A 25,357-nucleotide genomic window follows, 5' to 3' on the forward strand; every position below is an offset into this window, starting at 1 on the left:
TCTAGTTTTTGAGTTTGAGGTCGGGGTCTGTCCGTGACTGGCGAACAAAGGTTCGATCCAGAAGCGGAACGACTCACGGCCTCTCGCGATTCTTTGAATCCTCGGGTGTACCATGAAGCCTCTTCACGAGGGCACGAACCGGAGTCCGATTCCTGACGCTTCCGTTCTCAAGAACTGGAAGGTCAAGAACAGCAGCGAACCGTTCGATGAAGAGGCGGCCATCCGGTATCTGGAGCGAACCGAGGCGCAGTTCGCGGAGCGGATCGGACGGATCGTCGACAGCCTGCTGACCGGAACCGGCGCGCCGGGAAAGAAGTGAAGACGGATACTGCGGGCCTCCATGTCTACGGCCGATGACTTACGCCGCTTGCGGCGCCGCGCCCTGCTCATCCGGGTGGGCGAGACGACCGCGCGGTTGCTGACCCTGGTCGCGGCCCAGCGTCACGGGCAGTTGCCCGCTTTCGGGTTCGACAGAAACCTGCCCATCCTCGACCAGATCGTCCTGGAGTATTTCTCGCAGGTCGACAGCTTTAAGGAAGAGAACGGGTTCAAGAACGGCGACCTCATCAACTTCTCGAAGGTCGCGGGCCTGTTCACGACGATCCTCCTCGACAAGGACCTGCCGGGTCTGTTCATCGTCCCGAAGGACCTCACCGGGTCCCTCTATGCCGGGCTGCTGAAGCCGGTCTTCATCTATCTGCTGATTGGCGCCTGCCTGAGGCTGGACCTCCGCCGCATCGATGGCGAGGTCGAAGCCGACCTGCTGCGCTGCCTGACCCTGCACCCGGAGATCCGCATCGATCGGGATTGGCTGTTCTGGAGCCTGCGGGTCCTGCAGATCGCCTTCGACGACCCCCTCCCCACCACCTCCGGCGACTCGTCGCTGACCGTGCCAGCCTGACCTTTGCCCCTTGCGTCCGCCGGGCCGGCCGACCAGCATAGGGCCATGAGCCTCGTCGAATTTCCCTCCCGCTCGCTTCCCCTCGATCCGAACGTCGCGCAGCGGCGGGCGTCGGACCCCATGGCGTCCGTCTGGGTGGGGGCGTCGGCCGGATCGGGCAAGACCAAGGTGCTGACCGACCGCGTGCTGCGGCTGATGCTGTCCGGCACGCCGCCGGCGCGCATCCTCTGCCTGACCTTCACCAAGGCGGCGGCGGCGGAGATGTCGATCCGCATCAACCGGACGCTCGGCATCTGGGCGACCCTGTCCGACGCGGCGCTGGAGGACCGGCTGGCCGACCTGACCGGCGAGCGGCCGTCGCCGGAGATGCGGACCAACGCCCGGCGCCTGTTCGCCCAGGTGGTCGACTGTCCCGGCGGCATGAAGATCCAGACGATCCACGCCTTCTGCCAGTCGCTGCTGCGCCGCTTCCCGCTGGAGGCCGGGCTGGCCCCGCATTTCGAGGTGATGGACGACCGCACCGCCGCCGGGCTGCTGACCGAGGCGCGGGATGCCGTTCTGCATGCCGGCCGCGCCGCGCCCGACACCCCGCTCGGCACCGCCATGGGGCGGCTGACCGCCGACCTCAACGCCGAGGAGTTCACCGCGCTGCTCAACGGCCTGACGGCGGAGCGCGGGCGCATCCAGCGCATCTTCGAACGGTTCGGCGGGCTGGACGGCGCCGTGGAGGCGGTGCACCGCAAGCTGCAGGTCCCGCCCGGCACGACCGAGGCCGACATCCTGGGCGAGGCCTGCCACGACGACTGCATCGACGCCCCCACCCTGCGCGAGGCCTGCCGGGCGCTCGGCACCGCAGCGCGGCGACCAGGAGCGCGGCATCGGCATCCAGCAATGGCTGGACGCCGCCGACAGCCGGGTGAAGGCCTTCCAGGCCTATGCCCGCCTCTACCTGACCGCCGAGGGCAGCCCGCGCAAGACCCTGATCACCAGGAAGCCGGCGACCGCCTTCCCCGCCGCCCTGACCGCGCTGGAGCGCGAGGCCGCCCGGCTGGTCGAGCTGATGGCGCGGTCAAGGCGGCCGGCGTCGCCGCCTCCACCGGCGCGCTGCTGACCCTGGCCGAGGCGCTGCTGGGCGAGTATGACCGGCGCAAGAAGGCGCGCGCGCTGCTCGACTACGACGACCTGATCCTGGCGGCCAACGCGCTGCTGAAGGGCACGCCGGAGCGGCGGCGGTGCCCTGGGTGCTGTTCAAGCTCGACGGCGGCCTCGACCACATCCTGATCGACGAGGCGCAGGATACCAATCCGGAGCAGTGGCAGATCGTCGCCGCCATCGCCGAGGAGTTCTTCGCCGGGCTCGACAGCCGGCCCGCCGACGGCACCGTCCGCACCGTCTTCGCGGTGGGCGACGAGAAGCAGTCGATCTTCAGCTTCCAGCGCGCCGATCCGGCGGAATTCGCCCGCATGCGCCGCCACTTCCAGAGCCGGGCGGAGGCGGCCGAGCGGTTCTGGGCGGCGGTGGAGCTCGACATCTCCTTCCGCTCCACCGCCGCCGTGCTGCAGGCGGTGGACGCCGTCTTCACGCGGGAGGCGGCGCGCGACGGCGTCGCCTCCGACACCAGCCCGGTGATCCGCCACCGCGCCTTCCGCCGCGGCCATGGCGGGCTGGTCGAGCTGTGGCCGCCGGTCAGGCCGGCCGAGCCCGCGGAGCCGGAGCCCTGGGCGCCGCCGCTCGACCGCGAGTCGGCCGATTCGCCCTCCGCCCGCCTCGCCGCGGTCATCGCCCACACCATCCACCGCTGGATCGCCGGCGGCGAGATGCTGGAGGCGCGCGGCCGCCCGGTGCAGCCGGGCGACGTCATGGTCCTGGTCCGCCGCCGCACCGGCTTCGTGACGGAGCTGGTGCGCGCGCTGAAGGACCGCGACGTGCCGGTGGCCGGCGTCGACCGCATGGTGCTGACCGAGCAGCTTGCCGTCATGGACCTGATGGCGCTGGCGGAGTTCCTGCTGCTGCCGGAAGACGACCTGACGCTCGCCACCGTGCTGAAGGGGCCGCTGATCGGCCTGACGGAGGACCAGCTCTTCCAGCTCGCCCACGGCCGGCGCGGCACGCTGTGGCGCTCGCTGGTGGCGCGGGCGGAGGAGGAGGACGCCTTCCGCCCGGCCCGCCGCTACCTGGGCGCGCTGCTGGCCCGCACCGACTTCTCCGCCCCCTACGAGCTGTTCGCCGCCCTGCTGAACACCCCCTGCCCGGCCGACGACCGCTCCGGCCGGCGGGCGATCCTGAGGCGACTCGGGCCGGACGCGCAGGACCCGCTCGACGAGTTCCTCGCCGTCTGCCTCGCCTTCGAGAAGACCGAGCCGCCTTCGCTGCAGAACTTCCTCGCCTGGCTTGCCGCCAGCGACGCCGAGATCAAGCGCGAGCTGGAACAGGGCGGCGGCACCGTGCGCATCATGACGGTGCATGGGTCCAAGGGCCTCCAGGCCCCCATCGTCTTCCTGCCTGACACGCTGAGCAGCCCGACGCAGAGCCCGCCGGTCCTGTGGCCCGACGAGGGCTGCGAGGTGCCGCTCTTCGCCCCCCGCCGCGGTCAGGAGGACGCGCTGTGCGCCGAGGCGCGCGTACGCGCCAACCGGCGCCGCGACCAGGAGTATAGGCGCCTGCTGTACGTCGCCCTCACCCGGGCGGAGGACAGGCTGTACGTCTGCGGCTGGCAGGGCAGGAAGGATCCCGCCGAAGGCTGCTGGTACCGACTGGTCGAGGAGGCGATGCGCGAGGTCGGCGTGCCGCACGCCTACGACTTCTCCGGCCTCTGCCCCGACGGCTGGGCCGGCGACGGCTGGCGCCTCTACGAGCCGCAGACCGCCGTCGTGCCGCGCGCGGACGCGGAGGACGCCGCCAGCGCCCCGGACCACGCCATGCCGCCCTGGCTGGCCGACCCGGCGCCGATGGAGCCGGAGCCGTCGCGCCCCCTGACCCCGTCGCGCCCGGATGCCGACGAGCCGGCCGTACGCTCGCCGCTCGGTTCCGACAACGGGCTGAAGTACAAGCGCGGCCTGCTGGTCCACCGCATGCTGCAATCCCTGCCGGACCTGCCCGACGCCGAGCGCGACGCCGCCTGCCGCCGCTTCCTCGCCCGCCCGGCCCACGACCTGCCGCCGGACCAGCAGGAGGAGCTGGCGGCCGAGACGCTGGCGGTGCTGCGCCATCCCGACTTCGCCCATCTCTTCGGCCCGAACTCGCGGGCGGAGGTTCCGGTGGTCGGCGTGGTGGGCGACCGTGCGCTGTCCGGCCAGATCGACCGGCTGGCGATGGTCGGGGATACGGTCTGGGTGGTGGACTACAAGACCAACCGCCCGCCGCCGCGCATCCTGTCGGAGGTGCCGACCCTCTACCGGCGCCAGATGGCGGCCTACCGGGCGGCGCTGACGCGCATCTATCCCGGGAAGACGGTGCGCTGCGTGCTGCTGTGGACCGACGGCCCCTTCCTGATGGAACTGCCGGCGGAACTTCTGGAGGCGGACGCCGTTTTGCCTCCGGGCATGACGGCGCCGGGTGCAAGGAGATGAGGCCTGTCCCGCCGCCCGGGCTGACCCGAAATTCGGCGGCTTGACCACAGCGGCGGCTCCGCCCTACAGTTCGGGCAATTTAGCATCTGTTCAACTTCGTTAAGCAGGGCCCTATCCCCGGGACCCGGTTTCTTCCGGGATCGGCATGTAGGTGAAACCCGTTCCAGGACAGGACGGACGGCCCTGAACCCAGGCAAGAGGTCACATGAGCGCCACCAACAAGGTCACCGACGACAGCTTCGAGACGGACGTTCTCAAGTCGGCCGAGCCGGTTCTGGTCGATTTCTGGGCGGAGTGGTGCGGTCCCTGCAAGATGATCGCCCCCGCCCTGGAAGAGCTGGCCGGCAAGTTCGAGTCCAAGCTGAAGATCGTCAAGCTGAACATCGACGAGAACCCGCAGACCCCCAGCAAGTACGGCGTGCGCGGGATCCCGACCCTGATGCTGTTCAAGAACGGCGCCGTCACCGCCACCAAGATCGGTGCCCTGCCGAAGAGCTCGCTGGAGCAGTGGATCGAAGGCAGCCTGGCCTGAGCCTCGCAGGCATCGTTCCAGGACAGGACATCGTCCAAAGGAAAAACCCCGTCGCGGTTGCGGCGGGGTTTTTTCGTTCCGGCGTCATGCCCGGCGACCGGAGGGCCGCGGTCAGCCCCCGGCCTTCAACTGGTCGATGCGGGCGCGCAGCAGGTTGTATTCCGGATCGGAGGGCTTGAACTGCGCCAGCAGCCGGCCCCACAGATCCGCCGCCTCGTCCTTGCGGCCGGTGCCGGCGGCATCCAGGCCGAGCAGCCACAGCGCGTCGCGGTTGGCCGGCTCCACCGTCAGGGCCTTGCGCAGGTCGGCGACCACGTCCTGCGGCATCGCCCTGTTGTCGGCCACCGCCTCCTTCGGCAGGGCCGACAGGCGGGCCGAGGCATAGGCGATCAGCACGTCCGGCCGCTCCGGGGCCTGCTCGCGGGCACGGCGGGCGGCCTCCAGGGCCTTCTCCCTGTCGCCCAGCACGTCGTAGGAACGGGCGAGCTTCAGCCAGCCATCCACGTCGGAGGGATTCTCCTCCAGCTTGGCGGCGAGGCTGGCGACCATGCCGCGGATCATCTGGTCGCGGTCCTGCGGGCTCATCCCTTCCGGCGCGCCGGTCGGAGCGCCCGCCGAAGACTGGGCGGCGGGCTTCTCGGCGGGGAGCGGCTGCGGCGTCACCTTCGCCGGGTCGAGGTTGAGGGCGACCGCCACCTCGCGGATCTGGTCCTGGACGAGCGGCACCCAGGGCGCGTCGGCCGGCGAGTCGGCCAGCAGGGCCTGCAGCCGCTCCAGCGCCCCCTTCTGGTCGCCGGCCTGCGTCCGGCCGAGCGCCAGATAGAAGCGGGCCCGGGCATCCTTGGGGTCGGCGGCAACCACCGCCTCGAAGGCCCTCAGCGACTCTTCCGTGATGGTGCCGCCATTGGTGGAGGCGAGGATCTCGCCGAGATAGCCCTGCACCTCCGGATCGTCCTTGGCGAGCGATCCGGCCTTGCGCGCGGCCTCCACCGCCTCGTCCTGGCGGCCCATCTTGGCATAGGCCTGGGACAGGATGTACCAGCCCTGCGGGTCGTTCGGCTGTTCGGCGAGCTGGGCGCGCAGCTTCTCCACCGCGGCGACGACGCTCTGCGGCGGGCCGCCCCGCTCCTGGTGCAGGTTGCGCTCGGCCAGCGGCTGGGCCGGCAGCGCCGGCCGCCCCAGCGAGCCGTAGACCGCCACCGCCCCGACCGGGACCGCCAGCACCAGCAGCACGGCGAGCAGCCTGGCCGACCGGCTCGCCGCAGCAGGCGCCCGGGGGGCCGTCTCCGCCGTCGCCAGCATGCGGCGGCCGATCTCCGCCTTGGCGGCCCTGGCCTGCGCCTCGCTGATCAGCCCGCGGGCACGGTCGCGGTCGACCTCCTGGAGCTGGTCGCGGTAGACTTCCAGGTTGTAGTCGGCGGCCTCGTGCGGGGCGGAGGCGGCACGGGGCGCGGCCACCAGCGGGCGCACGATCAGCAGCAGCACGGCCACCGTCAGGGCGGCGGCGACGATCCAGAACAGCATCAGGCTTGGTCCTTCCGCAGGAGCGCCTCCAGGCGCCGCTGCTCATCCTCGCTCAGGGGCGGCGTGTCGGCACCGGCGGCGACGCCGCGGCGGCCGCGCAGGTAGATGACCGTCCCGATGGCGCCGAACACCAGCAGGGCGAAGGGGGCGCCCCACAGCAGCAGGGTGGTCGTCTTGAAAGGCGGCTTCAGCAGCACATAGTCGCCGTAGCGGTCGGTGACGAAGCCCAGCACCTGGGTGTCGCTGTCGCCGGCCTTCAGCCGCTCGCGCACCAGCAGGCGCAGGTCGCGGGCGAGCGGCGCGTTGGAATCGTCGATCGACTGGTTCTGGCAGACGAGGCAGCGCAGCTCCTTGCTGATCTCCCGCGCGCGGGTCTCCATCGCCGGATCGGGCAGCACCTCGTCGGGCTGGACGGCCTGGACGGCCGGCGCGGCGAGCGCCAGGACGGCCGCCAGCAGCAGGCCGGTCAGCCCCGGAACGATCTTGCGGGCGGTCATCCCTTCCTCAGCTCCTTCACCAGGGGGAGGATCTGCTGCTCCACGACCTGCGGGGTCAGCGGGCCGACATGCTTGAAGCGGATGCGGCCCTGGCGGTCCACCAGGAAGCTCTCCGGCACGCCGTAGACGCCCCAGTCGATGGAAACGCGACCGTCGAGGTCGGCGCCGATGCTGGCGTAGGGATCGCCGTTGCGCTGCAGCCAGGCCAGCGCGTCCTCCGCCTTGTCCTTGTGGTTGATGGCACGGACGGTCACCCCCTGCTCGCGCGCCAGCCGGGTGATCACCGGATGCTCGGCTTTGCAGGGAATGCACCAGGAGGCGAAGACGTTGACCAGCGTCACGTCGCCCTTCAGCCCCTCGCTCGACAGTCCCTCCTTGCGGCCGGGCAGCGGCGGCAGGGTGAAGGCGGGCACCGGCTTGTCGATCAGGGCCGACGGGATATCCCGCGGGTCACGCTCGAACCCCCGGAGGAAGGCGATGCCGACGCCGGCGAACAGCAGCAGCGGCAGCAGGTAGATCAGGCGGCGCAGCATCGAAATCCTCTCATTCGGCCGGCTGCGGCGTGCCGGGCCGTGCGCCGGCCGCCGCACGGCGGCGCTCCGGCACGCCGACGCGGAAACGCCGGTCGGTCAGGCTGACCAGTCCGCCCAGCATCATCCCGACACCGCCGATCCAGATCCAGGGAACCAGCGGGTGGTGGTAGAGCCGCACCGTCCAGGCCGTGCCGTTCTGCACCGGATCGCCGAGCGCGATGTAGATGTCGGACAGCCAGGTGGTGTGGATCGCCGCCTCCGTCGTCGTCATGCGGGTGACGGGATAGCTGCGCCGCTGCGGCGTGAGGACGGCCACCGTCCGGCCGCCGCGGGCCACGGTGAACACACCCTCGTCCGCACGGAAATTCTGGCCGGCGACCTCGCCGATGCGGTCGAAACTGACGCTGTAGCCGGCGATCTCGGTCCGGTCGCCCGGCTTCATCGCCTGGATCGCCTCCGACTGCCAGGCGGAGGTGCCGGTCATGCCGACGATGGCGATGCCGAGCGAGGCGTGGGCGATGGTCATGCCCCAGGCGCTGCGCGGCAGGTTGACGGCGCGGATCCAGCTGTCCTTCAGCGGGATGCGGAACAGGCGGATGCGCTCGGCCAGCTCGGCCAGCGCCCCGAAGAAGGCCCAGGCGGCCAGCGCCATGCCGACCAGCGCCATCAGCGGGCCGCCGCCGGCCGTCATGTAGGCGGTGACGGCGACCACGGCCACCACGGCGACCCCGGCCGACCACAGCCGGACCAGCGCCGCCCCCAGGTCGCCGCGCTTCCAGGCGAGGAAGGGGCCGACCGACATGGCGACGACCAGCGGGATCGCCAGCGGCACGAAGGTGGCGTTGAAGAAGGGGGCGCCGACCGACACCTTGCCGAGGTTCAGGATGTCGAGGAACAGCGGGTAGAGCGTGCCGATGAACACCGTCGCCGTCGCGGTGGACAGCAGCAGGTTGTTCAGCACCAGCCCGCCCTCGCGGCTGATCGGGGCGAACAGGCCGCCGGCCTTCAGGCTGGGCGCCCGCAGGCTGTAGAGCAGGAGCGAACCGCCGGTGGCGATGCCCAGCAGGATCAGGATGAAGACGCCGCGCGCCGGGTCCACCGCGAAGGCATGGACCGAGGTCAGGATGCCGGAGCGCACCAGGAAGGTGCCCATCAGCGACAGCGAGAAGGTGACGATGGCCAGCAGGATCGTCCAGGTCTTCAGCGCGTCGCGCTTCTCCACCACGATGGCGGAGTGCAGCAGCGCGGTGCCGGCCAGCCAGGGCATGAAGGAGGCGTTCTCGACCGGGTCCCAGTACCACCAGCCGCCCCAGCCCAGCTCGTAATAGGCCCACCAGGAGCCCATGGCGATGCCCATGGTCAGGGTCGACCAGGCGGCCAGCGTCCAGGGCCGCACCCAGCGCGCCCAGGCGGGATCGACCCGCCCTTCGATCAGCGCCGCCACGGCGAAGGAGAAGGCCATGGAGAAGCCGACATAGCCCGCATAGAGGAAGGGCGGGTGGAAGGCGAGGCCGGGATCCTGCAGCAGCGGGTTCAGGTCGTTGCCGTCGAGCGGCGCCGGCACCACGCGGGTGAAGGGGTTGGAGGTCGCCAGGATGAACAGCAGGAAGCCGACGCCGATCATGCCCTGGACCGACAGCACCCGCGCCTTCAGCGTCGGCGGCAGGTTGCGCCCGAAGACCGCCACCGCCGCCCCGAACAGGGTCAGCATGACGATCCACAGCATCATCGAGCCCTCGTGGTTCCCCCAGACGCCCGACACCTTGTAGAGCATCGGCTTCATCGAGTGGCTGTTCTGCACCACGTTCAGCACGCTGAAGTCCGAGACCACATGGGCCCAGGTCAGGGCGGCGTAGGACAGCAGCACCAGAAGCATCTGCGCGATGGCCGCCGGGCGGGCGACCGCCATCCAGGCGGCGTTGCCGGTGGCGGCGCCGACCAGCGGCAGGCCGGACTGGACCAGCGCCACGAACAGCGCCAGCACCAGCGCATAATGGCCGAGTTCGGGGATCACGGGGCCTCGCTCCTCAGGAGATCGCGCTGCGGGTCGGGGGTCAGGAGCCGGCCTTCGGCGCCGGCTGCGGACCGGCGGAAGATGGGCCGGAAGACGGGGCGGCGCCCGCCTCCTTGCCGGCCTCCTTGCCGGCCTCCTTGTAGACGCCGGCGCGCTTCAGCGCGTCCGTCACCTCGGGCGGCATGTAGTTCTCGTCGTGCTTGGCCAGCACCTCGCGCGCCACGAAGACGCCGCCGCCCATCCTGCCCTCGGCCACCACGCCCTGCCCTTCGCGGAACAGGTCGGGAAGCTGGCCGCGGTAGGAAACCGGCACCGTGTTGACCGTGTCGGTGACGCGGAACTCCGTGGTGACGCCGTCCGGCAGCTTCTTCACGCTGCCTTCCTCCACCAGCCCGCCCAGGCGGAAGCTGCGCTCGCCCACCTGCTTGGTCTGCAGGTCGCTGGGGCTGTAGAAGAAGACGATGTTGTCCTGGAACGCGGTCAGCGTCAGGGCGGTCGCGGTGCCGAGCCCCAGCAGGGCCAGCGCCAGCATGTAGAGGCGCCGTTTCTTCCTGGTCATCCTTCACTCACCCCCGCCGGCGTTCCGGCGGCCTTGTTCGATGCGGTCGCTTCGGACGCGATGGCGGCCCCGCGCGGGGCGCGCTCGCGACGGCGGGCCGGGCGGGTGGCCTCAAGCGCCCTGGCCGTGGCCTCGACGCTGCGCAGCCCCTTCACGGTGGCGACGAGCAGCCCGAGCAGCACGGCCGCCGTCAGCCCGTAGGCCGGCCAGATGTAGGCGGCATAGCCGCCCATGGCGAGGAAGTCCGACATCTCCGATCCTCCTTCAGCCCTGCGCGCCGCCGAGGCGCAGGGTCTGGACGCGGCGCTGCGCGATCTCGGCCCGCACCCGCAGGATGACGACCGACACGAAATAGGTGGTGAAGGCCGCCGCCATCACGAAGAGGGGGGCCAGCATCGACGGATCGATGGTCGGGCCGCCCATCCGCACCACGCTGGCGGGCTGGTGCAGCGTGTTCCACCAGTCGACCGAGAACTTGATGATCGGCACGTTGACGATGCCCACCAGCAGCAGCACGTTGCCGGCGCGCAGGCCGCGCTGCGGGTCGTCGAAGGCGTTCACCAGCGCCATGTAGCCGAGATAGAGGAAGAACAGGATCAGCACGCTGGTCAGCCGGGCGTCCCATACCCACCAAGTGCCCCACATCGGCGCGCCCCACAGGCTGCCGGTGACGAGGCAGATGAAGGTGAAGCCGGCGCCGATCGGGGCCGCCGCCTTGGCGAACAGGTCGGCCAGCGGATGCTTCCACACCAGCCCGACCGCCGCGGCGACCGCCATGTTGGTATAGACGAACAGGCTCATCCAGGCGGCCGGCACATGGATGTACATGATCCGCACCGTGTCGCCCTGCTGATAGTCCGGCGGCGAGCCGAACAGGCTGAGCCAGATCCCGACGATCATGAGGATCACGGTCGCCCCGGCGCTCCACGGCAGGATGGCCGCGGACAGTCGCAGGAAACGGGCAGGGTTGGCGAAACGATGCATGGTGCGGAAGCCTCGGGCAGCTCGTGCCGACGATATAAGCGCAGGTATGCCCCGGAGCGAGGGGTTTCGCCTTGATCTTGGTCAGGTCCGGCGGCGGATTTTAGACACGCTCCAAACTCACGGTCGGGTTCGGGATGGCATCGGGGATGGGACGGCGACCGCCCCGGACTTATTCCATCGCCTCGATACGCTCCATATCCTCGTCGGAAAAGCCGAAATGATGGCCGATCTCATGGATCAGGACGTGACGGACGATGGCGGGCAGCTCCTCCCCCGTCTCGCACCAGTAATCCAGGATCGGCCTGCGGTAGAGAAAGATCATGTCGGGGCCGGAACGGACATCCGCGACGCTCTGCCGCGTCATGTCCACCCCCCGGTAGAGGCCGAGGAGGTCGAAGGGGCTTTCCAACTCCATCTCCTTCTCCGTATCCTCGTCGGGGAAATCCTCGACATGGACCACGAGGTTCCGGACAGGGGCCAGCAGTTCCCCCGGGATGGTGTCGAGCGCAAGCTCCGCCATCCGCTCCAGGTCGGCGACGGAGGGGGGAACGGTGAAGGTCGATGCGGGTTTCCCAATCATGGGCGGGAGAGTAAGCGATGCTTGCCCCGCCCGCCAAGCGTCCGCTGGCCGGGGCGGATGAGACGTTAGTGGGAGAAACGAACAAGATGTCGGACAGGCTGGTGGGGATCAAGCGGCAGACCGCGCTGAAGGAACTGCATGGCTGGGCCGAGGTGCTGGAGCGCGACGCGATCCGCAAGACCTACCATTTTCCCGACTTCGCCGCGGCCTGGGGGTTCATGAACCAGGTCGCCCTGCTGGCGGAGCGGCAGCAGCACCATCCCGAATGGTTCAACGACCTGGGCCGGGTGGAGGTCATCCTCTACACCCGCTCCGCCGACGGCGTGACCCAGGCCGACGTCGACTTCGCCCACCGGCTCGACCAGATGGCGCCCCCGGACAATCGCTAGGCGGACAATCGCCAGGCGGGTAATCCTTAGGCGGGTAATCCTTAGGCGGGCAATCCTTAGGCGGGCGGCCGCTGAACGGCCCCCCGTCCGCCCTCAACGCGGCACCAGCGTCACCTGGACGTCGGCCGGCGCGCCGAAGAAGGGGGCGGAGGTGACCAGCAGCCGGCAGCCCGCGGCGGCATAGGCGGCGGCGTTCGCCTCGGTCACGCCGCCGGCCGGCGCCACCACCGGCGGCGGCACGAGACCGCGCGTCGCCTCGATCACCGCGCGCGCCGCCTCGGGCGGCAGCTTCTCCAACTGCAGCACGTCGGCCCCGGCATGGGCGAGCGCCACCGCCTCCTCCACCGAGCCGACCTCGACGACGATCTTCTTCTCCGGCGCCCGGCGGCGCAGGGCGGCGATCCACTCCTGCGGCGCACCGTCGAGGAAGGCGCGATGCTCGGCGAAGACCAGCAGCGTCTCCGACAGGCCGAGCCGGTGCATCACCGCCCCGCCGGCCAGCACGGCCTTGACGCTGATCTCCTTGGCGCCGGGAAAGTTCTTGCGCGTGCAGGCGACGGTGACGCCGGGGGCCGCCTCGACGATGCGGCGGGCGCGGGTCGCGATGCCGGAGGCGTACTCGACCAGGGTCTGCGCCGCCTTCCACGACCGGTGCAGGGCGCCGGCCGTGCCCTCCGCCTCCAGGAAGACGGTGCCGGCTTCGAGCACCGTTCCGCTGGCAACCACCGCCGCGACGCCGCCGCCGGCCAGTTCGACCAGCCGCGCCGCCTCCTCCGACGCCGCCAGCACCATGGCGCCGCGCGCGGCGAATCGCATGCGGGCGGGCCGGGCGCCGATTCCCAGGCTGTCGGTGGTGAGATCGCCGTAGGGCGCGTCCTGGGCCAGCAGTGCCGAAAGGGCGGCGTCGGGCAGGACGGTCATCGGCGGTCTCCTTCAGGAGAGGGTCAGAGCCACCCGCGGCGGCGGAAGTACCAGAGCGGCACCACGGCGGACAGCACCATCAGCATCAGCGCCATGGGATAGCCGAACTCCCAGTCGAGTTCGGGCATGTGCTTGAAGTTCATGCCGTAGGCGGACGCGATCAGGGTCGGCGGCATCAGCGCCACCGCCACCACCGAGAAGATCTTGATGATGGCGTTCTGCTCGATGTTGATCAGCCCGAGCGTGGCGTCGAGCAGGAAGTTCGCCTCGTGCGCCAGGAATCCGGCATGCTCGTTCAGCGAGCGCAGGTCGCGCGTCATGGTCTTCAGCGCGGTCTTCTGCTCCTTGCTGAGCCGCCCGGCGGAGACCGAGGTCAGGAAGGCCACCAGCCGGTCGAGGCCGGCGAGGCAGTCGCGCACCTTGTGCGTCAGGTCGCCGGCGCGGCCGATGCCGCGCAGCACGTCCTGCAGCTCGTCCGGCTTCTTGGCGGCGCTGCCGAAGCCCTTGCTGTCGAGCGAATCGTCGAAGACGCGGGCGGACAGCCCGTCGATCCGGCCGCCGACCAGCTCCAGCACGTCGGCCACCCGGTCGATCACCGCGTCGAGCAGGCCGAGCAGCGCGCTCTCCGCCCCGCCAGCAGCTCGGGCTGGCGCATGGTGCGGGCGGCGAAGGTGGTGACGGAGCGCGGCTCGTTGAAGCGCACCGTGATCATGTGGCGCGGCGTCAGGACGAAGGTCAGCTCGCCCTGCTCCGGGTGCGGGCTGTCGGCGCGCGCGATGATCGGGGAGGTCATGTAGATCGCCTCCCCCTCGGTGTAGAGCTGGCTGGAGGCCTCGATCTCCTTCATCTCCTCCCGCGTCGGCAGGTCGCAGCCGGTCAGCGCGCCGACATGGGCGCGCTCCGACTCGTCCGGACGCAGCAGGTCGATCCATACGGTGCCCGGCGGCAGCGGGTCGCCGAGTCCGAGCGGCTGCTCGACCACGCGGCCGTCGATCCGGGCGTGGACCGTGATCACAGGGCGGCCTCGGCCGGGACCGGCGCGCCGGCGGCGCGGCAGGCTGCGGCCAGCGTGTTCAGCATCAGGCAGGCGATGGTCATCGGGCCGACGCCGCCCGGCACCGGCGTGATGGCACCGGCCACCTTGACCGCCTCGTCGAAGGCGACGTCGCCGACCAGCCGGGTCTTGCCCGGCTCGGCGGCGGGGACGCGGTTGATGCCGACGTCGATCACCGTGGCGCCCGGCTTGATCCAGTCGCCGCGCACCATCTCCGGCCGGCCGACCGCGGCCACCAGGATGTCGGCGCGGCGGCATTCGCCGGGCAGGTCCGCGGTGCGGGAATGGGCGATGGTCACCGTGCAGTCGGCCTGCAGCAGGAGCTGTGCCATCGGCTTGCCCACGATGTTGGAGCGGCCGAGCACCAGCGCCCGCTTGCCCTTCAGGTCGCGTCCCAGCGTGTCGCGGATCAGCAGCAGGCTGCCGAGCGGGGTGCAGGGGACGATGGCGCCGGGGCTGCCGGTGGCGAGCAGGCCGGCATTGACGACGTGGAAGCCGTCGGCGTCCTTCTCCGGCACGATGCGCGCCAGCACCTTCTGGGTGTCGATGTGCCTGGGCAGGGGGAGCTGCACCAGGATGCCATGGACGGCCGGGTCGGCGTTCAGCCGGTCGATCAGGGCGAGCAGGTCGGCCTCGCCCATGTCGGCGGGCTCGTGATGGTCGAAGCTGTTCATCCCCAGCTCGACCAGCGCCCGCTCCTTGGAGCGGACATAGACCTGGCTCGCCGGATCCTCGCCGACCAGCACCACCGCCAGTCCGGGGGTCACGCCGTGGCTGGCCTTCAGCGCAGTCACCCCCTCCGCCACCCGGGCGCGCAGCCCGGCGGCGAACGCCTTGCCGTCGATGATCGTCGCATCAGCCATCGGAACCCTCCTCTTACCGCCCGCCAGCCTCGCCGTCCGAACCGGTCAGGCCCGCCCCGTCGAGGGCGGCCGCGAGGCGGCGCATCAACCCGGCCGGATCGCCGGCCGCATGCAGGATCTTGTTGCGGTCGGTGGCGCCGGCCACCACGGTCAGGCTGGACTTGGGTAGTTTCCAGGCCTTCGCGAGCAGCTTCACCACCGCCTCGTTCGCCTTGCCGTTCTCCGGCACGGCGGTGACCGAGACCTTCAGAACCCGTTTGCCGTCCGCCGTGTCGGCGAGCCCGGCGATGGCGTTGCGCGAGGCCTTGGGCGTCACGCGCAGCGCGATGCGCACGCCGTCGGCGGCGGGCTCGAACGGCAGGCTCATCCGTCAGAAGCGCGGCCAGTACTGCGCCATCAGGTTCTGGATGAAGCCGATGAGCAGCAGCACGACCAGCGGCGACAGGTCCAGCCCGCCCATGTTGGGCAGGACCCGGCGGATCGGGCGCAGCACCGGTTCGGTCACCCGGTAGAGGAAGTCGCCGATGACGTAGACCGCACGGTTGCGCGTGTTCACCACGTTGAAGGCCACCAGCCAGCTCAGCACCGCCGACAGGATCAGGATCCAGAAATAGAGATCCAGGATGGTGTTGATCAGCATATACAGCGCAATCATGCGAAGCCTGCTCCTTGGCCGTTTGCGAGCGCGAGCCGTTTCTTTCGGGGGCAGCGTTTGGGCGGCACCCTAAGCATAAGCGGCAAAGCCTGTCCAGTGCCGCGGCAGGCGGACGTGCCCGGCGCATCGGGGGGTCCGGAGGAATTGCACGGCCCACTCATAAAGCTGCATCGAAACGCTTGACACGCCCTCTCCCATGACTAATATCCCGCCCACGCCGGTGACGGTGTGTGGGGCCGTAGCTCAGCTGGGAGAGCGACGCGTTCGCAATGCGTAGGTCGGGAGTTCGATCCTCCTCGGCTCCACCAATTCCCCTTCCCGGCGGGGAAGAATGACGAAGCGGCCTTCGGCCGCTTTTTTCATGTCCGGAGCCTGGCTCCGCCCTCCTCCCTTTATCGTCGTGATCCGTTCCGCGACGCCATGCGTATCATCCCCCGTAGCCTTGGCACCCTGTCCCACGAACGGGTCGACGATGATGCTGCGACGCTCCCTCCTGCTTTCGCTCTGCGCGATCGGATTGACCATGACCGCCGCCCGAACGACCGTCGCCGCCGACGGCTCCGCCGCACCGCCCAACAGCGCCAACACCGCCTGGGCCTTCACCTTCCAGGGCATCGACGGCAAGCCGCTGCCGCTGGCACAGTTCGCCGGCAAGGCGGTGCTGGTGGTGAACACCGCCTCGCTGTGCGGCTTCACTCCGCAATACAAGGGACTGCAGGCGCTGTGGACGCGCTACCGCGAGCGCGGGCTGGTGGTGCTCGGGGTGCCCTCGGCCGATTTCGGCGGACAGGAGCTGGGCAATGCCGGCGCCATCAAGGACTTCTGCGAGACGTCCTTCCAGGTCGACTTCCCGATGGCGGACAAGACGGTGGTGTCGGGCGACGGCGCCCATCCCTTCTACCGCTGGGCGGGCGAGGAGATGGGCTTCCTGGCCAGGCCGCGCTGGAACTTCCACAAGTATCTGGTCGGACCCGACGGCCGGCTGGTGACCTGGTTCTCCTCGATCACCGAGCCGGAGTCCGACAAGCTGGTCCGGGCGGTCGAAGAGGCGCTGCCGAAGTCCTGAGCCGCGCTTCGGCCCTCTCCGCTCAGGCCCGCGCCCGCAGATAGGGGGTCATGCGCCACTCGGCATATTTGACGAGGCGGGAGGCGAGGAAGTTGATCAGCAGGTAGAGCGCGCCGGCGACGATGAAGATCTCGAAGACGGCGAAGGTCTGCGAGATGATCTTGCGGGCCAGCCCGGTGATCTCCAGCATGGTGATGGTGCTGGCCAGCGAGCTCGCCTTGACCATCAGGATGACCTCGTTGCCATAGGCCGGCAGCATCTGGCGGATCGCCACCGGCAGGATGATGCGGCGGAACACCAGCACCCGCGACATGCCGCAGGCCCGCGCCGCCTCGATCTGGCCGTGCGGCACCGACAGGATGGCGCCGCGCAGGATCTCGCTGGTGTAGGCGCCGGTGTTCAGCGTCAGCGCCAGGATCGCGCACCACATCGGCTCGCGCAGGAACGGCCACAGCACGCTCTCCCGCACCGCCTCGAACTGGCCGAGCCCGTAGTAGATCAGGAAGATCTGCACCAGCAGCGGCGTGCCGCGGAAGACGAAGACGTAGGCGCCGGTCACCCCCGCCGCCACCCGGTTGCCCGACAGCCGCAGCAGCGCCGTCGCGAAGGCCACCACCGCCCCGCAGGCCAGCGCCGCCCCCACCAGCTCCAGAGTCAGCGGGACCGCTCCGGCCAGCCGCGGGATGCTGTCGAGCATCAGTTCCCAGTTCATCGCTCAGACCCTCCGCACGCCGCGGTTGGCGTACCGCTCGGCCCGCTCGAAGGCGGTGGTGGAGACCGTGGTCAGCAGCAGGTAGAGCGCCGCCGCGGTCGAGTAGAACAGGAAGGGCTGGCGGGTCGAGCCGGCGGCGACATGCGACACCCGCATGATCTCGGCCAGCGCCGTCACCGAGATCAGCGCCGTGTCCTTGAGCGTGAGCTGCCAGACGTTGCCCAGCCCCGGCAGGGCGTAGCGCAGGGTCTGCGGCACCAGCACGCGGCGCAGGATCAGCCAGCGGTTCATGCCGCAGGCCCGTGCCGCCTCGATCTGGCCGAAGGGCACCGCCTGCACCGCGCCGCGGATCACCTCGGTGGAATAGGCGCCGGAGATCAGCCCGACCGAGGCGACGCCGATGCTGAAGGCGTTCAGCTCGATGTAGCCGTCATAGCCGAAGACCCGCGCCACCGCCATCACCATGCCCGAGCCGCCGAAGAACAGCAGGTAGATCACCAGCAACTCCGGCACGCCGCGCACGACGGTGGTGTAGACCTCGGCAACCCCGCGCAGCGCCACGTTCTGGCTGAGCTTCGCCGCCGCCCCGCCGGCCCCGAACAGGAGGCCGAGCAGGAAGGAGGACAGCGCCACCGCCATGGTCATCGCCGTTCCGGCGAGGAGCTGTCCGCCCCAGCCGTTCGGCCCGAAGGAGAGAAGGTCCAGCATGCGGCTCCTGAATGTCAGTACGGCGGGGACCGGGTCTTCGCGGATGTCACGGACGGACGCACGGAGAGGTCGGCCGCCTCACAGGATCGCCCGGATGCTCCGCGTCATCCGCGGAACGACCCGGGCGATCCGTGACGGCGAAGGACGGTATCGGCCTCACGCCCTCAAGTCATCCGACCTTACTTGATCGAGATGTCGTAGCCGAAGTGCTGGGTGCTCAGCTTGGTGATGGTGCCGTCCTTGTTCGCCTCGGCGATCGCCTTGTTGAACTTCTCCTTCAGGTCGGCGTCCGCCTTGCGCAGGCCCACGCCGACGCCCAGGCCGAGCACGCCGCGCGAGAAGGCCGGGCCGAACAGCATCATGCCCTTGTCGGCCTGCGCCTTCAGGATGGCGTCCACCGCCGAGCGGTCGCCGAAGATGGCGTCGACGCGGCCGGCGGCGAGGTCGATGCCGGCGTTGTCCAGCTTGTCGTAGCTGCGCACCGAGATGCCGGGCAGGTACTTCTCGACGAAGTTGGCCTGGATGGTCGAGGTCTGCACGCCCACCGTCTTGCCCTTCAGCGCCTCGGCCAGCTTGGCGATGGCCGCCTTGTTGGCCGGGCTGTCGGCGGCGAGGTCGACGCGCTCGGCATCGAACTTGACGCCGGCCAGCTTGGAGGCCTTCAGGATGCCGAACATCGAGGGCTCGGTGCCGTAGGGGCCGGCGAAGTCGATGACCTTCTGCCGTTCCTCGGTGATCGACATCGCGGCCATGATGGCGTCGTACTTGCCCTGCTGCAGCGCCGGGATCATGCCGTCCCAGTCCTGCCCGACGATCTCGCACTCGGCGCCCATGCGCTTGCAGAGCTCCTTGGCCAGATCGACCTCGAAGCCGATCAGCTTGCCCGACGGATCGGTGGCGTTCCACGGGGCATAGGCGCCCTCGGTGGCGACGCGCACCTTCTTCCAGTCCTTGGCGTCGGCCTGGCCGGCAAGGCCGGCGATGAGGGCGCCGAAAGCCAGCGCCGCAACGATCTTCTTCACGGCAGAACTCTCCTCTGTTCGATGATGCCCTTGTTGGACCGGCAGGATGCCGGTTCGGGCGATTTCGAGGGTGGCGAATTCACACCCCCGGTCAAGTCCAATCGCGCCGCCATGTCGGTGCCGACCTCGGTGCCGTGCGGGACGGCAGCCTCAGGCCGCTCCCGACAGGTGGCGGGAGAGGAACTGGCGGACGCGGTCGGAGTCGGGGTTGGTCAGCACCTTGTCGGGCGCGCCCTCCTCCTCGATGACGCCCTGGTGGAGGAAGACCACCTTGGACGACACCTCCCGCGCGAAGCCCATCTCGTGGGTGACGAGAATCATCGTGTTGCCTTCGTCGGCGAGCTGGCGGATCACCCGCAGCACCTCGCCGACCAGCTCGGGATCAAGCGCCGAGGTCGGCTCGTCGAACAGCATCACCTTGGGCTGCATCGCCAGCGCCCGCGCGATCGCCGCGCGCTGCTGCTGCCCGCCCGACAGCTGCACCGGATAGCTGTCGGCCTTGGCCAGGATGCCCACCTTGTCCAGCAGCATGCGCGCCCGCTCCACCGCCTCCGCCCGCGGCACGCCCAGAACATGCACCGGCGCCTCGATGACGTTCTGCAGCACCGTCATGTGGGTCCACAGGTTGAAGCTCTGGAACACCATGCCCAGGCTGGTGCGGATGCGGTCGACCTGACGGGCATCCGCCGGTACGGTGGCGCCGGACCGCGTCTTCTTCAGCCCGATCGTCTCGCCGGCGATGGTGATGCGCCCGTCGTCCGGCACCTCCAGCATGTTGATGCAGCGCAGCAACGTGCTCTTGCCCGACCCCGACGAGCCGATCAGCGTGATGACGTCGCCCTCGCGCGCCGTCAGCGACACCCCCTTGAGGACCTCGAGCTTGCCGAACCTCTTGTGGACGTCCTCAACCACGACGGCGGCGGGGGCTGAGGGATTGCTCGGCGGATGGCGGTGCATGCGGAAATCGCGGCCCTGGGTGGTGATACCGACAGGGCCACAGGCTAGACCCGCTCGCACCCGCTCCGCAACGCGGATCTGCACCGCCACCGCTGGAATTATCCGCCCCTACCAGAGCATTAGCACGAGAACCTGCGGCGCCAGGATGCGCAGGCACATGGCGAGCGGGTAGACGGTGGCGTAGGCCAGCGCCGGCGCCTCCGACGTGGCGGCGGCATTGGCGTAGGCAAGGCCCGGCGGATTGGTCTGCGCGCCGGCCAGCACGCCGCAGATGGTCAGGAAGTTCAGCCGCAGCAGCCCCCGCGCCAGCAGGCCGGTCAGCACCAGCGGGATCATCGTCACCAGCACGCCCCAGGCCATCCAGGGCAGGCCGGCGCCGCTCGCCATCGTATCGACGAAGCGGTCGCCCGACGCGATGCCCAGCACCGCCAGGAACAGCACGATGCCGATCTCGCGCAGCGCCAGGTTGGCGGCCGGCGGCATGAACCAGACGAGCGAGCGGAAATGGCCGAGTCGCGCCAGCAGGATGGCGACGATCAGCGGCCCGCCGGCCAGCCCCAGCCGGAGCGGCGCCGGCATGCCCGGCAGGAAGATCGGGATGGAGCCCAGCGCCGCCCCCAGCGTGATGCCGATGAAGACGGGGATCATCTCGACCTGCTGCAGCCGGCGTTCGGAGTTGCCGATCAGCCGGGCGACGGCCTTCAGATCCTCCGGCTTGCCGATGACGGTCAGGATGTCGCCGAACTGCAGCTTCAGCGCCGCGGTCGGCACCAGCTCGACGCCGGAGCGGTTCACCCGGCTGACCACCACCTCGCAGACGCCCTTCAGGTTCAGGGCGGCGATCGACTTGCCCAGCACCGGATGGGCGGTGACGACGATGCGCTCCCACTTCAGATCGGTGCCCTTGGTGGTCAGCCGCACGTCCGCCTCCTGCCCGAGCAGCAGCTTCGCCTGTTCCAGCCTCTGCCGCGGCCCGACGACGTGGAGGACGTCGCCGCACCGCAGGACGGTGTCGTCCCGCGGGACCTGCAGCCGGCCGCCGCGCAGCAGGCGCGAGCAGGCGACGCCCAGGTCGTGCAGCAGGGACACCCTGCCCAGCTCCACCCCCTCCAGCGCCGGGTTGCGGATGGCGATGTCCATGGTCTCCAGCGCCGCGACCTCCGACCGCCGCTCCGCCTCGAAGGCGCGGGCCTCCTCCTGCGGGTCGATGCGGTAGACGATGCGCACCAGCGCCATGGCCAGCAGGTTGCCGGCGATGCCGAAGGGATAGGTCACCGCGAAGGCGAGGCCGGGCAGCGCCATCACAGCGGCGTCCGCCCGCACCTCCGTCAGCACCTGCTGCGAGGCGGCGAGCGCCGGGGCGTTGGTCACGGCCCCTGCGAAGATGCCGAGCGACGAGCCCAGCTCCACCACCCCGGTCACCGCCAGGACCGCCGTCACCAGGATGCTCGACAGAACCATCAGCAGGGCCAGCCCGTTCAGCGCCAGCCCGGTGCGGCGCAGCGCCGCGAAGAAGCCGGGGCCGACCTGGATGCCGATGGTGTAGACGAACAGGATCAGGCCGAAGTCGCGGATGAAGTCCAGCATCTCGGCATTGAAGGTCACCCCCGCCTCGCGGGCGAGGTGCCCGCCGGCGATGCCGGTGAACAGGACGCCGCCGATCCCCAGCCCGACCCCGCGGACCTTGATGTGACCCAGCGCCAGCCCGGCCGCCGACACGATGCCGAGCATGAACACCACCCGCGCGATGGGCGGCATCGCGTGGAAGACGTCGGCGAAGAAAGACATGACCAGAACACTCCTCGGAACCACGGGGGCAGCGATCCCTGAACCGCCGGGGCTTGCAACCGCCCGGTCGGGCGGCATGTTCCCGGGTGCGGAGGCCGGCCGGCGCTACCAGAGGAACAGGACGATCAGCTGCGGCGCCAGGATGCGCAGGAACATCACCAGGGGATAGACGGTGGCGTAGGCCAGCGCAGGCGCTTCGCAAGATGGGCTCATTGCATTCGCGAAGGCAAGGGCCGGGGGTCGGTCATGCTCCCGGACAAAAGGCCGCATACAGTCAGGTAGTTCAGCTTTAGCACGGCCCGCGCGACGAACCCGACGACCAGGAGCGGAAAAAGCGTGATCAGCGCGCCGTAGCCGATCCACAGGAGTCCGTCGCCGTTCAGCAGCGTGTCGATGAAGCGGTCGCCGGACAGGAAGCCGACCACCGCCAGGAACAGCACGATGCCGATCTCGCGCAGGGCCAGGTTGGCGGCCGGCGGCATGAACCAGACGAGCGGCCCGAGATGGCCGAGTCGCGCCAGCAGGATCGCCATGACCAGCGGCCCGCCGGCCAGCCCGAGCTTCAGCGGCGCCGGCATGCCCGGCAGGTAGAAGGGGATCGAGCCGAGGATGACGCCGAGCGCGATGCCGAGGAAGACCGGCACGAACTCCACCTGCTGCAGCCGGCGCGGCGCGTTGCCCAGCAATTGCGCCACCCGCTGCAGGTCGGCCGGCTTGCCGATGGCGGTGACGATGTCGCCGAACTGCAGATGCAGGGCCGGGGACGGCACCAGCTCGACGCCCGCCCGGTTCACCCGGCTGACCACCACATCGTAGGAGTCGGCGAGGTCGAGCTGCGCGATCGTCTTGCCCAGCACCGCCTTGCTGGTGATGACCAGCCGGTCCCAGCGCACGTCGGTGCCCTTGGTGGTCAGCGTCATTGTCGACACCTCGCCGAGGAAGGCGGCCAGCCGCTCCAGCTTCTGCCGCGGCCCGACGAGATGGAAGCTGTCGCCCTCGCGGATCTCCGTGTCGGGATGGGGCACGCAGAGCTGCCCGTCGCGCCGCATGCGCGAGGCGACGATGCCGAGGTCGCCGAACAGGTGGACGTCGCGGAGCGCCATGCCGAACACCGTCGGGTTGCGCACCACGACGTCCAGCGTCTCCAGATTCTCCACCTCCGCCTTGCGGCGGCGCTCGAACGACTCGGCCTCGGCCGCCGGGTCGATCCGCAGGACCGCACGGACCAGCATCATGGTGATCAGGATGCCGACGACGCCGAAGGGATAGGCGATGGCGTAGCCGAGGCTGGTGGTCTCCACCGCCGCGGCCGGCGCCCCCACCTCGCGCAGGATCTGCTGGGCAGCACCCAGCGACGGGGTATTGGTGACCGCGCCGGAAAAGAGGCCGAGCACCGCCGGCAGCGGCACGCCGGCCACCAGATGGATCAGCACCGTCACCAGGACGCCGAGCAGGACGAGGCTCGCCGCCAGCAGGTTCAGCGTCAGGCCGCTGCGTCGCAGCGCCGCGAAGAAGCCGGGGCCGACCTGGACGCCGATGGTGTAGACGAACAGGATCAGCCCGAATTCCCGCAGGAAATGCAGGACATGGACGTCCAGCGTCACCCCGGCGAGGCTGGCGGCGTGGCCGGCCGCGATCCCCATGAACAGCACGCCGCCGATCCCCAGCTCCACCCGGCCGAGCTTCACCTGCCCCAGCGCCAGCCCGCCCGCGGCGATCAGGCTCAGCATCAGCATGATGCGGGCGATCTCGGGCAGCCCGTCGAAGAGGGAGACCAGCATGCTCATGGCTCATCCGATCGATTGTCAGCGGCCGGAAGAGTGGGCAAGGCAACAATCCATGCCATTGATCCAGGACAACCGGCCGGGGCCGGACCACCCCTTTTTTGCGACCGGCGGCTGACCGGCCGCTCGCAAGCCCATCAAAATTTCGCCACTTTCTCCCCGTATCTCTCAAGGCAACCAAGAAAACCCCTTGTGACACACCAGTACCGGAACCCCTTGAGCCGACCTTCCAACGGGATGCCAAAGACCCCCGGTATCCCGCCAGCCAGACCCCGGCTGGACAATGCGGCCATCGCGAGAACCCCCTCGCGCTGGCCGTTTTCTTTTGTGCCGCCCGCCGCTTCTTTTTGCCGACCGGGCGCCGCGGCCGTGCTATAGCAGCGCTTCCCGCCCCGCCCGCCACCGAAGCCTGCGATCCCCTGCCCATGCCCGTCTTCGCCGGAACCGAGCTGACCTGCCTGCGCGGCGACCGGCTGGTCTTCACCGGCCTCGACTTCCAGGTGGCGCCGGGCGACGCGCTGGTGCTGCTCGGCCCCAACGGCAGCGGCAAGTCCAGCCTGCTGCGCGTGATGGCCGGCCTGCTGCGGCCGGTCGCCGGGCTGCTGAGCTGGGATGGCGTGCCGGTCGCCGAGGAGCCGGACGGACACCGGGCCCGGGTGCGCTACGTCGGCCATCTCGATGCCGTGAAGCCGGTGCTGACCGCGGCGGAGAATCTCGCCTTCTGGGCGGCGATCGGCGGCGCCGCCGATCCGCAGGCCAACGCGCTGGCCGCGCTGGACCGGCTGGGCGTGCCGCACATCGCCGGCGTGCCGGGGCGCTACCTGTCGGCCGGGCAGAAGCGGCGGCTGAACCTCGCCCGACTGCTGGCGGCCCCTGCGGATCTCTGGCTGCTCGACGAGCCGACGGTGGCGCTCGACCGCGCGGCCATCGCCCTGTTCGAGGGGCTGGTGGCGGAGCACCGGGCCGGCGGCGGCATGGTGGTGCTGTCCACCCATACCGACATCGCGGCTCCGGGCGGGCGGGAACTGCATCTGGACGACTTCACCCCGGTCTACGACGACGAGAGCGGAGAGGCCGCATGACCCGGTTCCTGCGTCTGGTCGGGCGCGACCTGCGGCTGGCGCTGCGCCAGGGTTCCGACGCCACCATCGCCGTGATGTTCTTCGTGCTGTGCGTCGTGCTGTTCCCCTTCGGCGTCGGGCCGGAGCCGAACATCCTCGCCCGCATCTCGGCCGGCGTGATCTGGGTTGCGGCCCTGCTCGCCTCGCTGCTGTCGCTGGAGCGGCTGTTCCAGGCCGATTACGAAGACGGCTCGCTGGAGCTGCTGTCGCTCTCCACCCTGCCGCTGGAGGCGATGGTGCTGGCCAAGACGCTGGCCCACTGGCTGGTCACCGGCGTGCCGCTGATCGTCGCCGCCCCGCTGCTGGCGGTGCTGCTGAACATGGAGGCGGCGGGCTTCGGCGTGCTCGTGCTGACGCTGGCGCTCGGCACGCCGATCCTCAGCCTGATCGGCGCCATCGGGGCGGCGCTGACGCTGGGGGCGCGGCGCGGCGGCGTGCTGCTGTCGCTGCTGATCCTGCCGCTCTACATCCCCGTGCTGATCTTCGGGGCGGGAGCCATCGACGCCGCCATCAACGGGCTGACGCCGCGGCCCCACCTGCTGCTGCTGGCCGGCATCCTGGCCGCCGCCCTGCCGCTCGCCCCCTGGGCCAGCGCCGCGGCCCTGCGGCAGGCGGTGGAGTAGC

General features: G+C 70.1%; 29 protein-coding genes and 1 tRNA gene. 10 read left to right on the forward strand and 20 right to left on the reverse strand.

The genetic code is table 11. The annotated features are described in order from the left end of the window. Positions 1-112 precede the first annotated feature (112 nt). From DEW08_RS17640 to trxA, 5 genes are all read left to right on the forward strand, one after another. On the forward strand, positions 113-319 hold the full coding sequence (locus DEW08_RS17640; protein WP_109329271.1) for a hypothetical protein: 207 nt from the start codon (positions 113-115) through the stop codon (positions 317-319). 48 nt (positions 320-367) lie between these two features. Next, a complete protein-coding gene (locus DEW08_RS17645; protein ID WP_109329273.1) occupies positions 368-901 on the forward strand; it encodes a hypothetical protein in 534 nt (177 codons plus the stop codon). 45 nt (positions 902-946) lie between these two features. Continuing rightward, positions 947-2,182 (forward strand): UvrD-helicase domain-containing protein, encoded by a 1,236-nt coding sequence (locus DEW08_RS33540; protein WP_342760754.1) that lies wholly within the window; start codon positions 947-949, stop codon positions 2,180-2,182. Further along, positions 2,134-4,470 (forward strand): double-strand break repair helicase AddA, encoded by a 2,337-nt coding sequence (addA, locus tag DEW08_RS17650; protein WP_342760755.1) that lies wholly within the window; start codon positions 2,134-2,136, stop codon positions 4,468-4,470. Before DEW08_RS33540 ends, addA begins: the two co-directional genes overlap by 49 nt. Positions 4,471-4,675: 205 nt before the next feature. Beyond that, complete coding sequence (trxA, locus tag DEW08_RS17655; RefSeq protein ID WP_109329275.1) at positions 4,676-5,002, forward strand: thioredoxin TrxA; 327 nt, start codon at positions 4,676-4,678, stop codon at positions 5,000-5,002. Positions 5,003-5,113: 111 nt separating this feature from the next. Here trxA and ccmI read toward each other — a convergent pair whose 3' ends face one another. The 8 genes from ccmI to DEW08_RS17695 all read right to left on the reverse strand — a co-directional run bounded on the left by ccmI (position 5,114) and on the right by DEW08_RS17695 (position 11,693). Beyond that, on the reverse strand, positions 5,114-6,526 hold the full coding sequence (ccmI, locus tag DEW08_RS17660) for a c-type cytochrome biogenesis protein CcmI (protein ID WP_109329277.1): 1,413 nt from the start codon (positions 6,524-6,526) through the stop codon (positions 5,114-5,116). Then, positions 6,526-7,023, reverse strand: coding sequence for a cytochrome c-type biogenesis protein (locus DEW08_RS17665; RefSeq protein ID WP_109329279.1), 498 nt, complete (start codon positions 7,021-7,023; stop codon positions 6,526-6,528). The genes ccmI and DEW08_RS17665 overlap by 1 nt, the downstream gene beginning before the upstream one ends. Further along, positions 7,020-7,556: a DsbE family thiol:disulfide interchange protein gene (locus tag DEW08_RS17670; protein WP_425429106.1), complete on the reverse strand. Its 537-nt coding sequence runs from the start codon at positions 7,554-7,556 to the stop codon at positions 7,020-7,022. Before DEW08_RS17670 ends, DEW08_RS17665 begins: the two co-directional genes overlap by 4 nt. A gap of 10 nt (positions 7,557-7,566) precedes the next feature. After that, on the reverse strand, positions 7,567-9,570 hold the full coding sequence (locus tag DEW08_RS17675; protein ID WP_109329281.1) for a heme lyase CcmF/NrfE family subunit: 2,004 nt from the start codon (positions 9,568-9,570) through the stop codon (positions 7,567-7,569). 40 nt (positions 9,571-9,610) lie between these two features. Then, positions 9,611-10,129, reverse strand: a complete 519-nt coding sequence (gene ccmE / locus DEW08_RS17680) for a cytochrome c maturation protein CcmE (RefSeq protein ID WP_109329283.1) — start codon at positions 10,127-10,129, stop codon at positions 9,611-9,613. Continuing rightward, positions 10,126-10,380, reverse strand: a complete 255-nt coding sequence (ccmD, locus tag DEW08_RS17685) for a heme exporter protein CcmD (protein WP_109329285.1) — start codon at positions 10,378-10,380, stop codon at positions 10,126-10,128. Before ccmD ends, ccmE begins: the two co-directional genes overlap by 4 nt. A 13-nt stretch (positions 10,381-10,393) precedes the next feature. Next, on the reverse strand, positions 10,394-11,113 hold the full coding sequence (locus tag DEW08_RS17690) for a heme ABC transporter permease (protein ID WP_109329287.1): 720 nt from the start codon (positions 11,111-11,113) through the stop codon (positions 10,394-10,396). Between the two features lie 169 nt (positions 11,114-11,282). After that, entirely contained in the window at positions 11,283-11,693 is a 411-nt protein-coding gene (locus tag DEW08_RS17695) for a metallopeptidase family protein (RefSeq protein WP_168220387.1), read from the reverse strand. Positions 11,694-11,710: 17 nt separating this feature from the next. Here DEW08_RS17695 and DEW08_RS17700 point away from each other — a divergent pair, with 17 nt between their 5' ends. Further along, positions 11,711-12,082 (forward strand): 4a-hydroxytetrahydrobiopterin dehydratase, encoded by a 372-nt coding sequence (locus tag DEW08_RS17700; protein ID WP_281262048.1) that lies wholly within the window; start codon positions 11,711-11,713, stop codon positions 12,080-12,082. 93 nt (positions 12,083-12,175) lie between these two features. Here the strand turns inward: DEW08_RS17700 and modD are convergent, their stop codons facing one another. Genes modD through DEW08_RS17725 form a run of 6 tightly spaced genes read right to left on the reverse strand, consistent with a single transcriptional unit; the run spans position 12,176 to position 15,575 of the window. Continuing rightward, positions 12,176-13,003, reverse strand: coding sequence for a ModD protein (gene modD / locus DEW08_RS17705; RefSeq protein ID WP_109329291.1), 828 nt, complete (start codon positions 13,001-13,003; stop codon positions 12,176-12,178). 23 nt (positions 13,004-13,026) lie between these two features. After that, positions 13,027-13,599, reverse strand: coding sequence for a CorA family divalent cation transporter (locus DEW08_RS33255; protein WP_281262049.1), 573 nt, complete (start codon positions 13,597-13,599; stop codon positions 13,027-13,029). After that, the gene (locus tag DEW08_RS33260) at positions 13,596-14,018 is read right to left on the reverse strand and encodes a magnesium transporter CorA family protein (protein WP_281262050.1); all 423 of its coding nucleotides are present in this window, start codon (positions 14,016-14,018) and stop codon (positions 13,596-13,598) included. The genes DEW08_RS33255 and DEW08_RS33260 overlap by 4 nt, the downstream gene beginning before the upstream one ends. After that, positions 14,015-14,920 (reverse strand): bifunctional methylenetetrahydrofolate dehydrogenase/methenyltetrahydrofolate cyclohydrolase FolD, encoded by a 906-nt coding sequence (folD, locus tag DEW08_RS17715; RefSeq protein ID WP_109329293.1) that lies wholly within the window; start codon positions 14,918-14,920, stop codon positions 14,015-14,017. Before folD ends, DEW08_RS33260 begins: the two co-directional genes overlap by 4 nt. A gap of 13 nt (positions 14,921-14,933) precedes the next feature. Continuing rightward, positions 14,934-15,287: a DUF167 domain-containing protein gene (locus tag DEW08_RS17720; RefSeq protein WP_109329295.1), complete on the reverse strand. Its 354-nt coding sequence runs from the start codon at positions 15,285-15,287 to the stop codon at positions 14,934-14,936. A 3-nt stretch (positions 15,288-15,290) separates the two neighbouring features. Then, on the reverse strand, positions 15,291-15,575 hold the full coding sequence (locus DEW08_RS17725; protein WP_109329297.1) for a YggT family protein: 285 nt from the start codon (positions 15,573-15,575) through the stop codon (positions 15,291-15,293). Between the two features lie 232 nt (positions 15,576-15,807). Between DEW08_RS17725 and DEW08_RS17730 the strand changes: the two genes are divergently transcribed. Both DEW08_RS17730 and DEW08_RS17735 read left to right on the forward strand, forming a co-directional pair. After that, a tRNA-Ala gene (locus DEW08_RS17730) sits at positions 15,808-15,883 on the forward strand. Positions 15,884-16,098: 215 nt separating this feature from the next. Next, positions 16,099-16,641, forward strand: coding sequence for a glutathione peroxidase (locus DEW08_RS17735; RefSeq protein ID WP_245986392.1), 543 nt, complete (start codon positions 16,099-16,101; stop codon positions 16,639-16,641). A gap of 22 nt (positions 16,642-16,663) precedes the next feature. Here DEW08_RS17735 and DEW08_RS17740 read toward each other — a convergent pair whose 3' ends face one another. From DEW08_RS17740 to DEW08_RS17765, 6 genes are all read right to left on the reverse strand, one after another. Beyond that, on the reverse strand, positions 16,664-17,353 hold the full coding sequence (locus tag DEW08_RS17740) for an ABC transporter permease (RefSeq protein WP_109329301.1): 690 nt from the start codon (positions 17,351-17,353) through the stop codon (positions 16,664-16,666). A 3-nt stretch (positions 17,354-17,356) separates the two neighbouring features. After that, complete coding sequence (locus DEW08_RS17745) at positions 17,357-18,061, reverse strand: ABC transporter permease (RefSeq protein ID WP_109329303.1); 705 nt, start codon at positions 18,059-18,061, stop codon at positions 17,357-17,359. 179 nt (positions 18,062-18,240) lie between these two features. Then, on the reverse strand, positions 18,241-19,083 hold the full coding sequence (locus DEW08_RS17750; RefSeq protein ID WP_109329305.1) for a lysine/arginine/ornithine ABC transporter substrate-binding protein: 843 nt from the start codon (positions 19,081-19,083) through the stop codon (positions 18,241-18,243). A 150-nt stretch (positions 19,084-19,233) separates the two neighbouring features. Continuing rightward, positions 19,234-20,040, reverse strand: coding sequence for an ABC transporter ATP-binding protein (locus DEW08_RS17755; protein WP_109329308.1), 807 nt, complete (start codon positions 20,038-20,040; stop codon positions 19,234-19,236). Between the two features lie 108 nt (positions 20,041-20,148). Continuing rightward, positions 20,149-21,828, reverse strand: a complete 1,680-nt coding sequence (locus DEW08_RS17760; protein ID WP_245986394.1) for a putative transporter — start codon at positions 21,826-21,828, stop codon at positions 20,149-20,151. Between the two features lie 209 nt (positions 21,829-22,037). Further along, positions 22,038-23,615, reverse strand: coding sequence for a putative transporter (locus DEW08_RS17765; protein ID WP_245986395.1), 1,578 nt, complete (start codon positions 23,613-23,615; stop codon positions 22,038-22,040). Positions 23,616-24,037: 422 nt separating this feature from the next. On the opposite strand from DEW08_RS17765, the gene ccmA reads away from it, so the two are divergent. Continuing rightward, positions 24,038-24,694 (forward strand): heme ABC exporter ATP-binding protein CcmA, encoded by a 657-nt coding sequence (ccmA, locus tag DEW08_RS17770; RefSeq protein ID WP_109329310.1) that lies wholly within the window; start codon positions 24,038-24,040, stop codon positions 24,692-24,694. Beyond that, complete coding sequence (ccmB, locus tag DEW08_RS17775; RefSeq protein WP_109329312.1) at positions 24,691-25,356, forward strand: heme exporter protein CcmB; 666 nt, start codon at positions 24,691-24,693, stop codon at positions 25,354-25,356. Before ccmA ends, ccmB begins: the two co-directional genes overlap by 4 nt. Position 25,357 lies beyond the last annotated feature (1 nt).

This window comes from Azospirillum thermophilum (genome assembly GCF_003130795.1).
Classification (GTDB): domain Bacteria; phylum Pseudomonadota; class Alphaproteobacteria; order Azospirillales; family Azospirillaceae; genus Azospirillum; species Azospirillum thermophilum.

Bases quoted from the DNA above. Each gene is read 5' to 3' on its own strand.
- ccmE (WP_109329283.1), bottom strand. From the start codon at position 10,129: ATGACCAGGAAGAAACGGCGCCTCTACATGCTGGCGCTGGCCCTGCTG.
- DEW08_RS33540 (WP_342760754.1), top strand. From the start codon at position 947: ATGAGCCTCGTCGAATTTCCCTCCCGCTCGCTTCCCCTCGATCCGAAC.
- ccmD (WP_109329285.1), bottom strand. From the start codon at position 10,380: ATGTCGGACTTCCTCGCCATGGGCGGCTATGCCGCCTACATCTGGCCG.
- DEW08_RS17690 (WP_109329287.1), bottom strand. From the start codon at position 11,113: ATGCATCGTTTCGCCAACCCTGCCCGTTTCCTGCGACTGTCCGCGGCC.
- DEW08_RS17735 (WP_245986392.1), top strand. From the start codon at position 16,099: ATGACCGCCGCCCGAACGACCGTCGCCGCCGACGGCTCCGCCGCACCG.
- DEW08_RS17740 (WP_109329301.1), bottom strand. From the start codon at position 17,353: ATGAACTGGGAACTGATGCTCGACAGCATCCCGCGGCTGGCCGGAGCG.
- ccmB (WP_109329312.1), top strand. From the start codon at position 24,691: ATGACCCGGTTCCTGCGTCTGGTCGGGCGCGACCTGCGGCTGGCGCTG.
- trxA (WP_109329275.1), top strand. From the start codon at position 4,676: ATGAGCGCCACCAACAAGGTCACCGACGACAGCTTCGAGACGGACGTT.
- DEW08_RS17745 (WP_109329303.1), bottom strand. From the start codon at position 18,061: ATGCTGGACCTTCTCTCCTTCGGGCCGAACGGCTGGGGCGGACAGCTC.
- DEW08_RS17720 (WP_109329295.1), bottom strand. From the start codon at position 15,287: ATGAGCCTGCCGTTCGAGCCCGCCGCCGACGGCGTGCGCATCGCGCTG.
- DEW08_RS17765 (WP_245986395.1), bottom strand. From the start codon at position 23,615: ATGAGCATGCTGGTCTCCCTCTTCGACGGGCTGCCCGAGATCGCCCGC.
- DEW08_RS17760 (WP_245986394.1), bottom strand. From the start codon at position 21,828: ATGTCTTTCTTCGCCGACGTCTTCCACGCGATGCCGCCCATCGCGCGG.
- DEW08_RS17700 (WP_281262048.1), top strand. From the start codon at position 11,711: ATGCTTGCCCCGCCCGCCAAGCGTCCGCTGGCCGGGGCGGATGAGACG.
- DEW08_RS17695 (WP_168220387.1), bottom strand. From the start codon at position 11,693: ATGATTGGGAAACCCGCATCGACCTTCACCGTTCCCCCCTCCGTCGCC.
- ccmA (WP_109329310.1), top strand. From the start codon at position 24,038: ATGCCCGTCTTCGCCGGAACCGAGCTGACCTGCCTGCGCGGCGACCGG.
- folD (WP_109329293.1), bottom strand. From the start codon at position 14,920: ATGGCTGATGCGACGATCATCGACGGCAAGGCGTTCGCCGCCGGGCTG.
- DEW08_RS17665 (WP_109329279.1), bottom strand. From the start codon at position 7,023: ATGACCGCCCGCAAGATCGTTCCGGGGCTGACCGGCCTGCTGCTGGCG.
- ccmI (WP_109329277.1), bottom strand. From the start codon at position 6,526: ATGCTGTTCTGGATCGTCGCCGCCGCCCTGACGGTGGCCGTGCTGCTG.
- DEW08_RS17725 (WP_109329297.1), bottom strand. From the start codon at position 15,575: ATGATTGCGCTGTATATGCTGATCAACACCATCCTGGATCTCTATTTC.
- DEW08_RS17670 (WP_425429106.1), bottom strand. From the start codon at position 7,556: ATGCTGCGCCGCCTGATCTACCTGCTGCCGCTGCTGCTGTTCGCCGGC.
- modD (WP_109329291.1), bottom strand. From the start codon at position 13,003: ATGACCGTCCTGCCCGACGCCGCCCTTTCGGCACTGCTGGCCCAGGAC.
- DEW08_RS17755 (WP_109329308.1), bottom strand. From the start codon at position 20,040: ATGCACCGCCATCCGCCGAGCAATCCCTCAGCCCCCGCCGCCGTCGTG.
- DEW08_RS17640 (WP_109329271.1), top strand. From the start codon at position 113: ATGAAGCCTCTTCACGAGGGCACGAACCGGAGTCCGATTCCTGACGCT.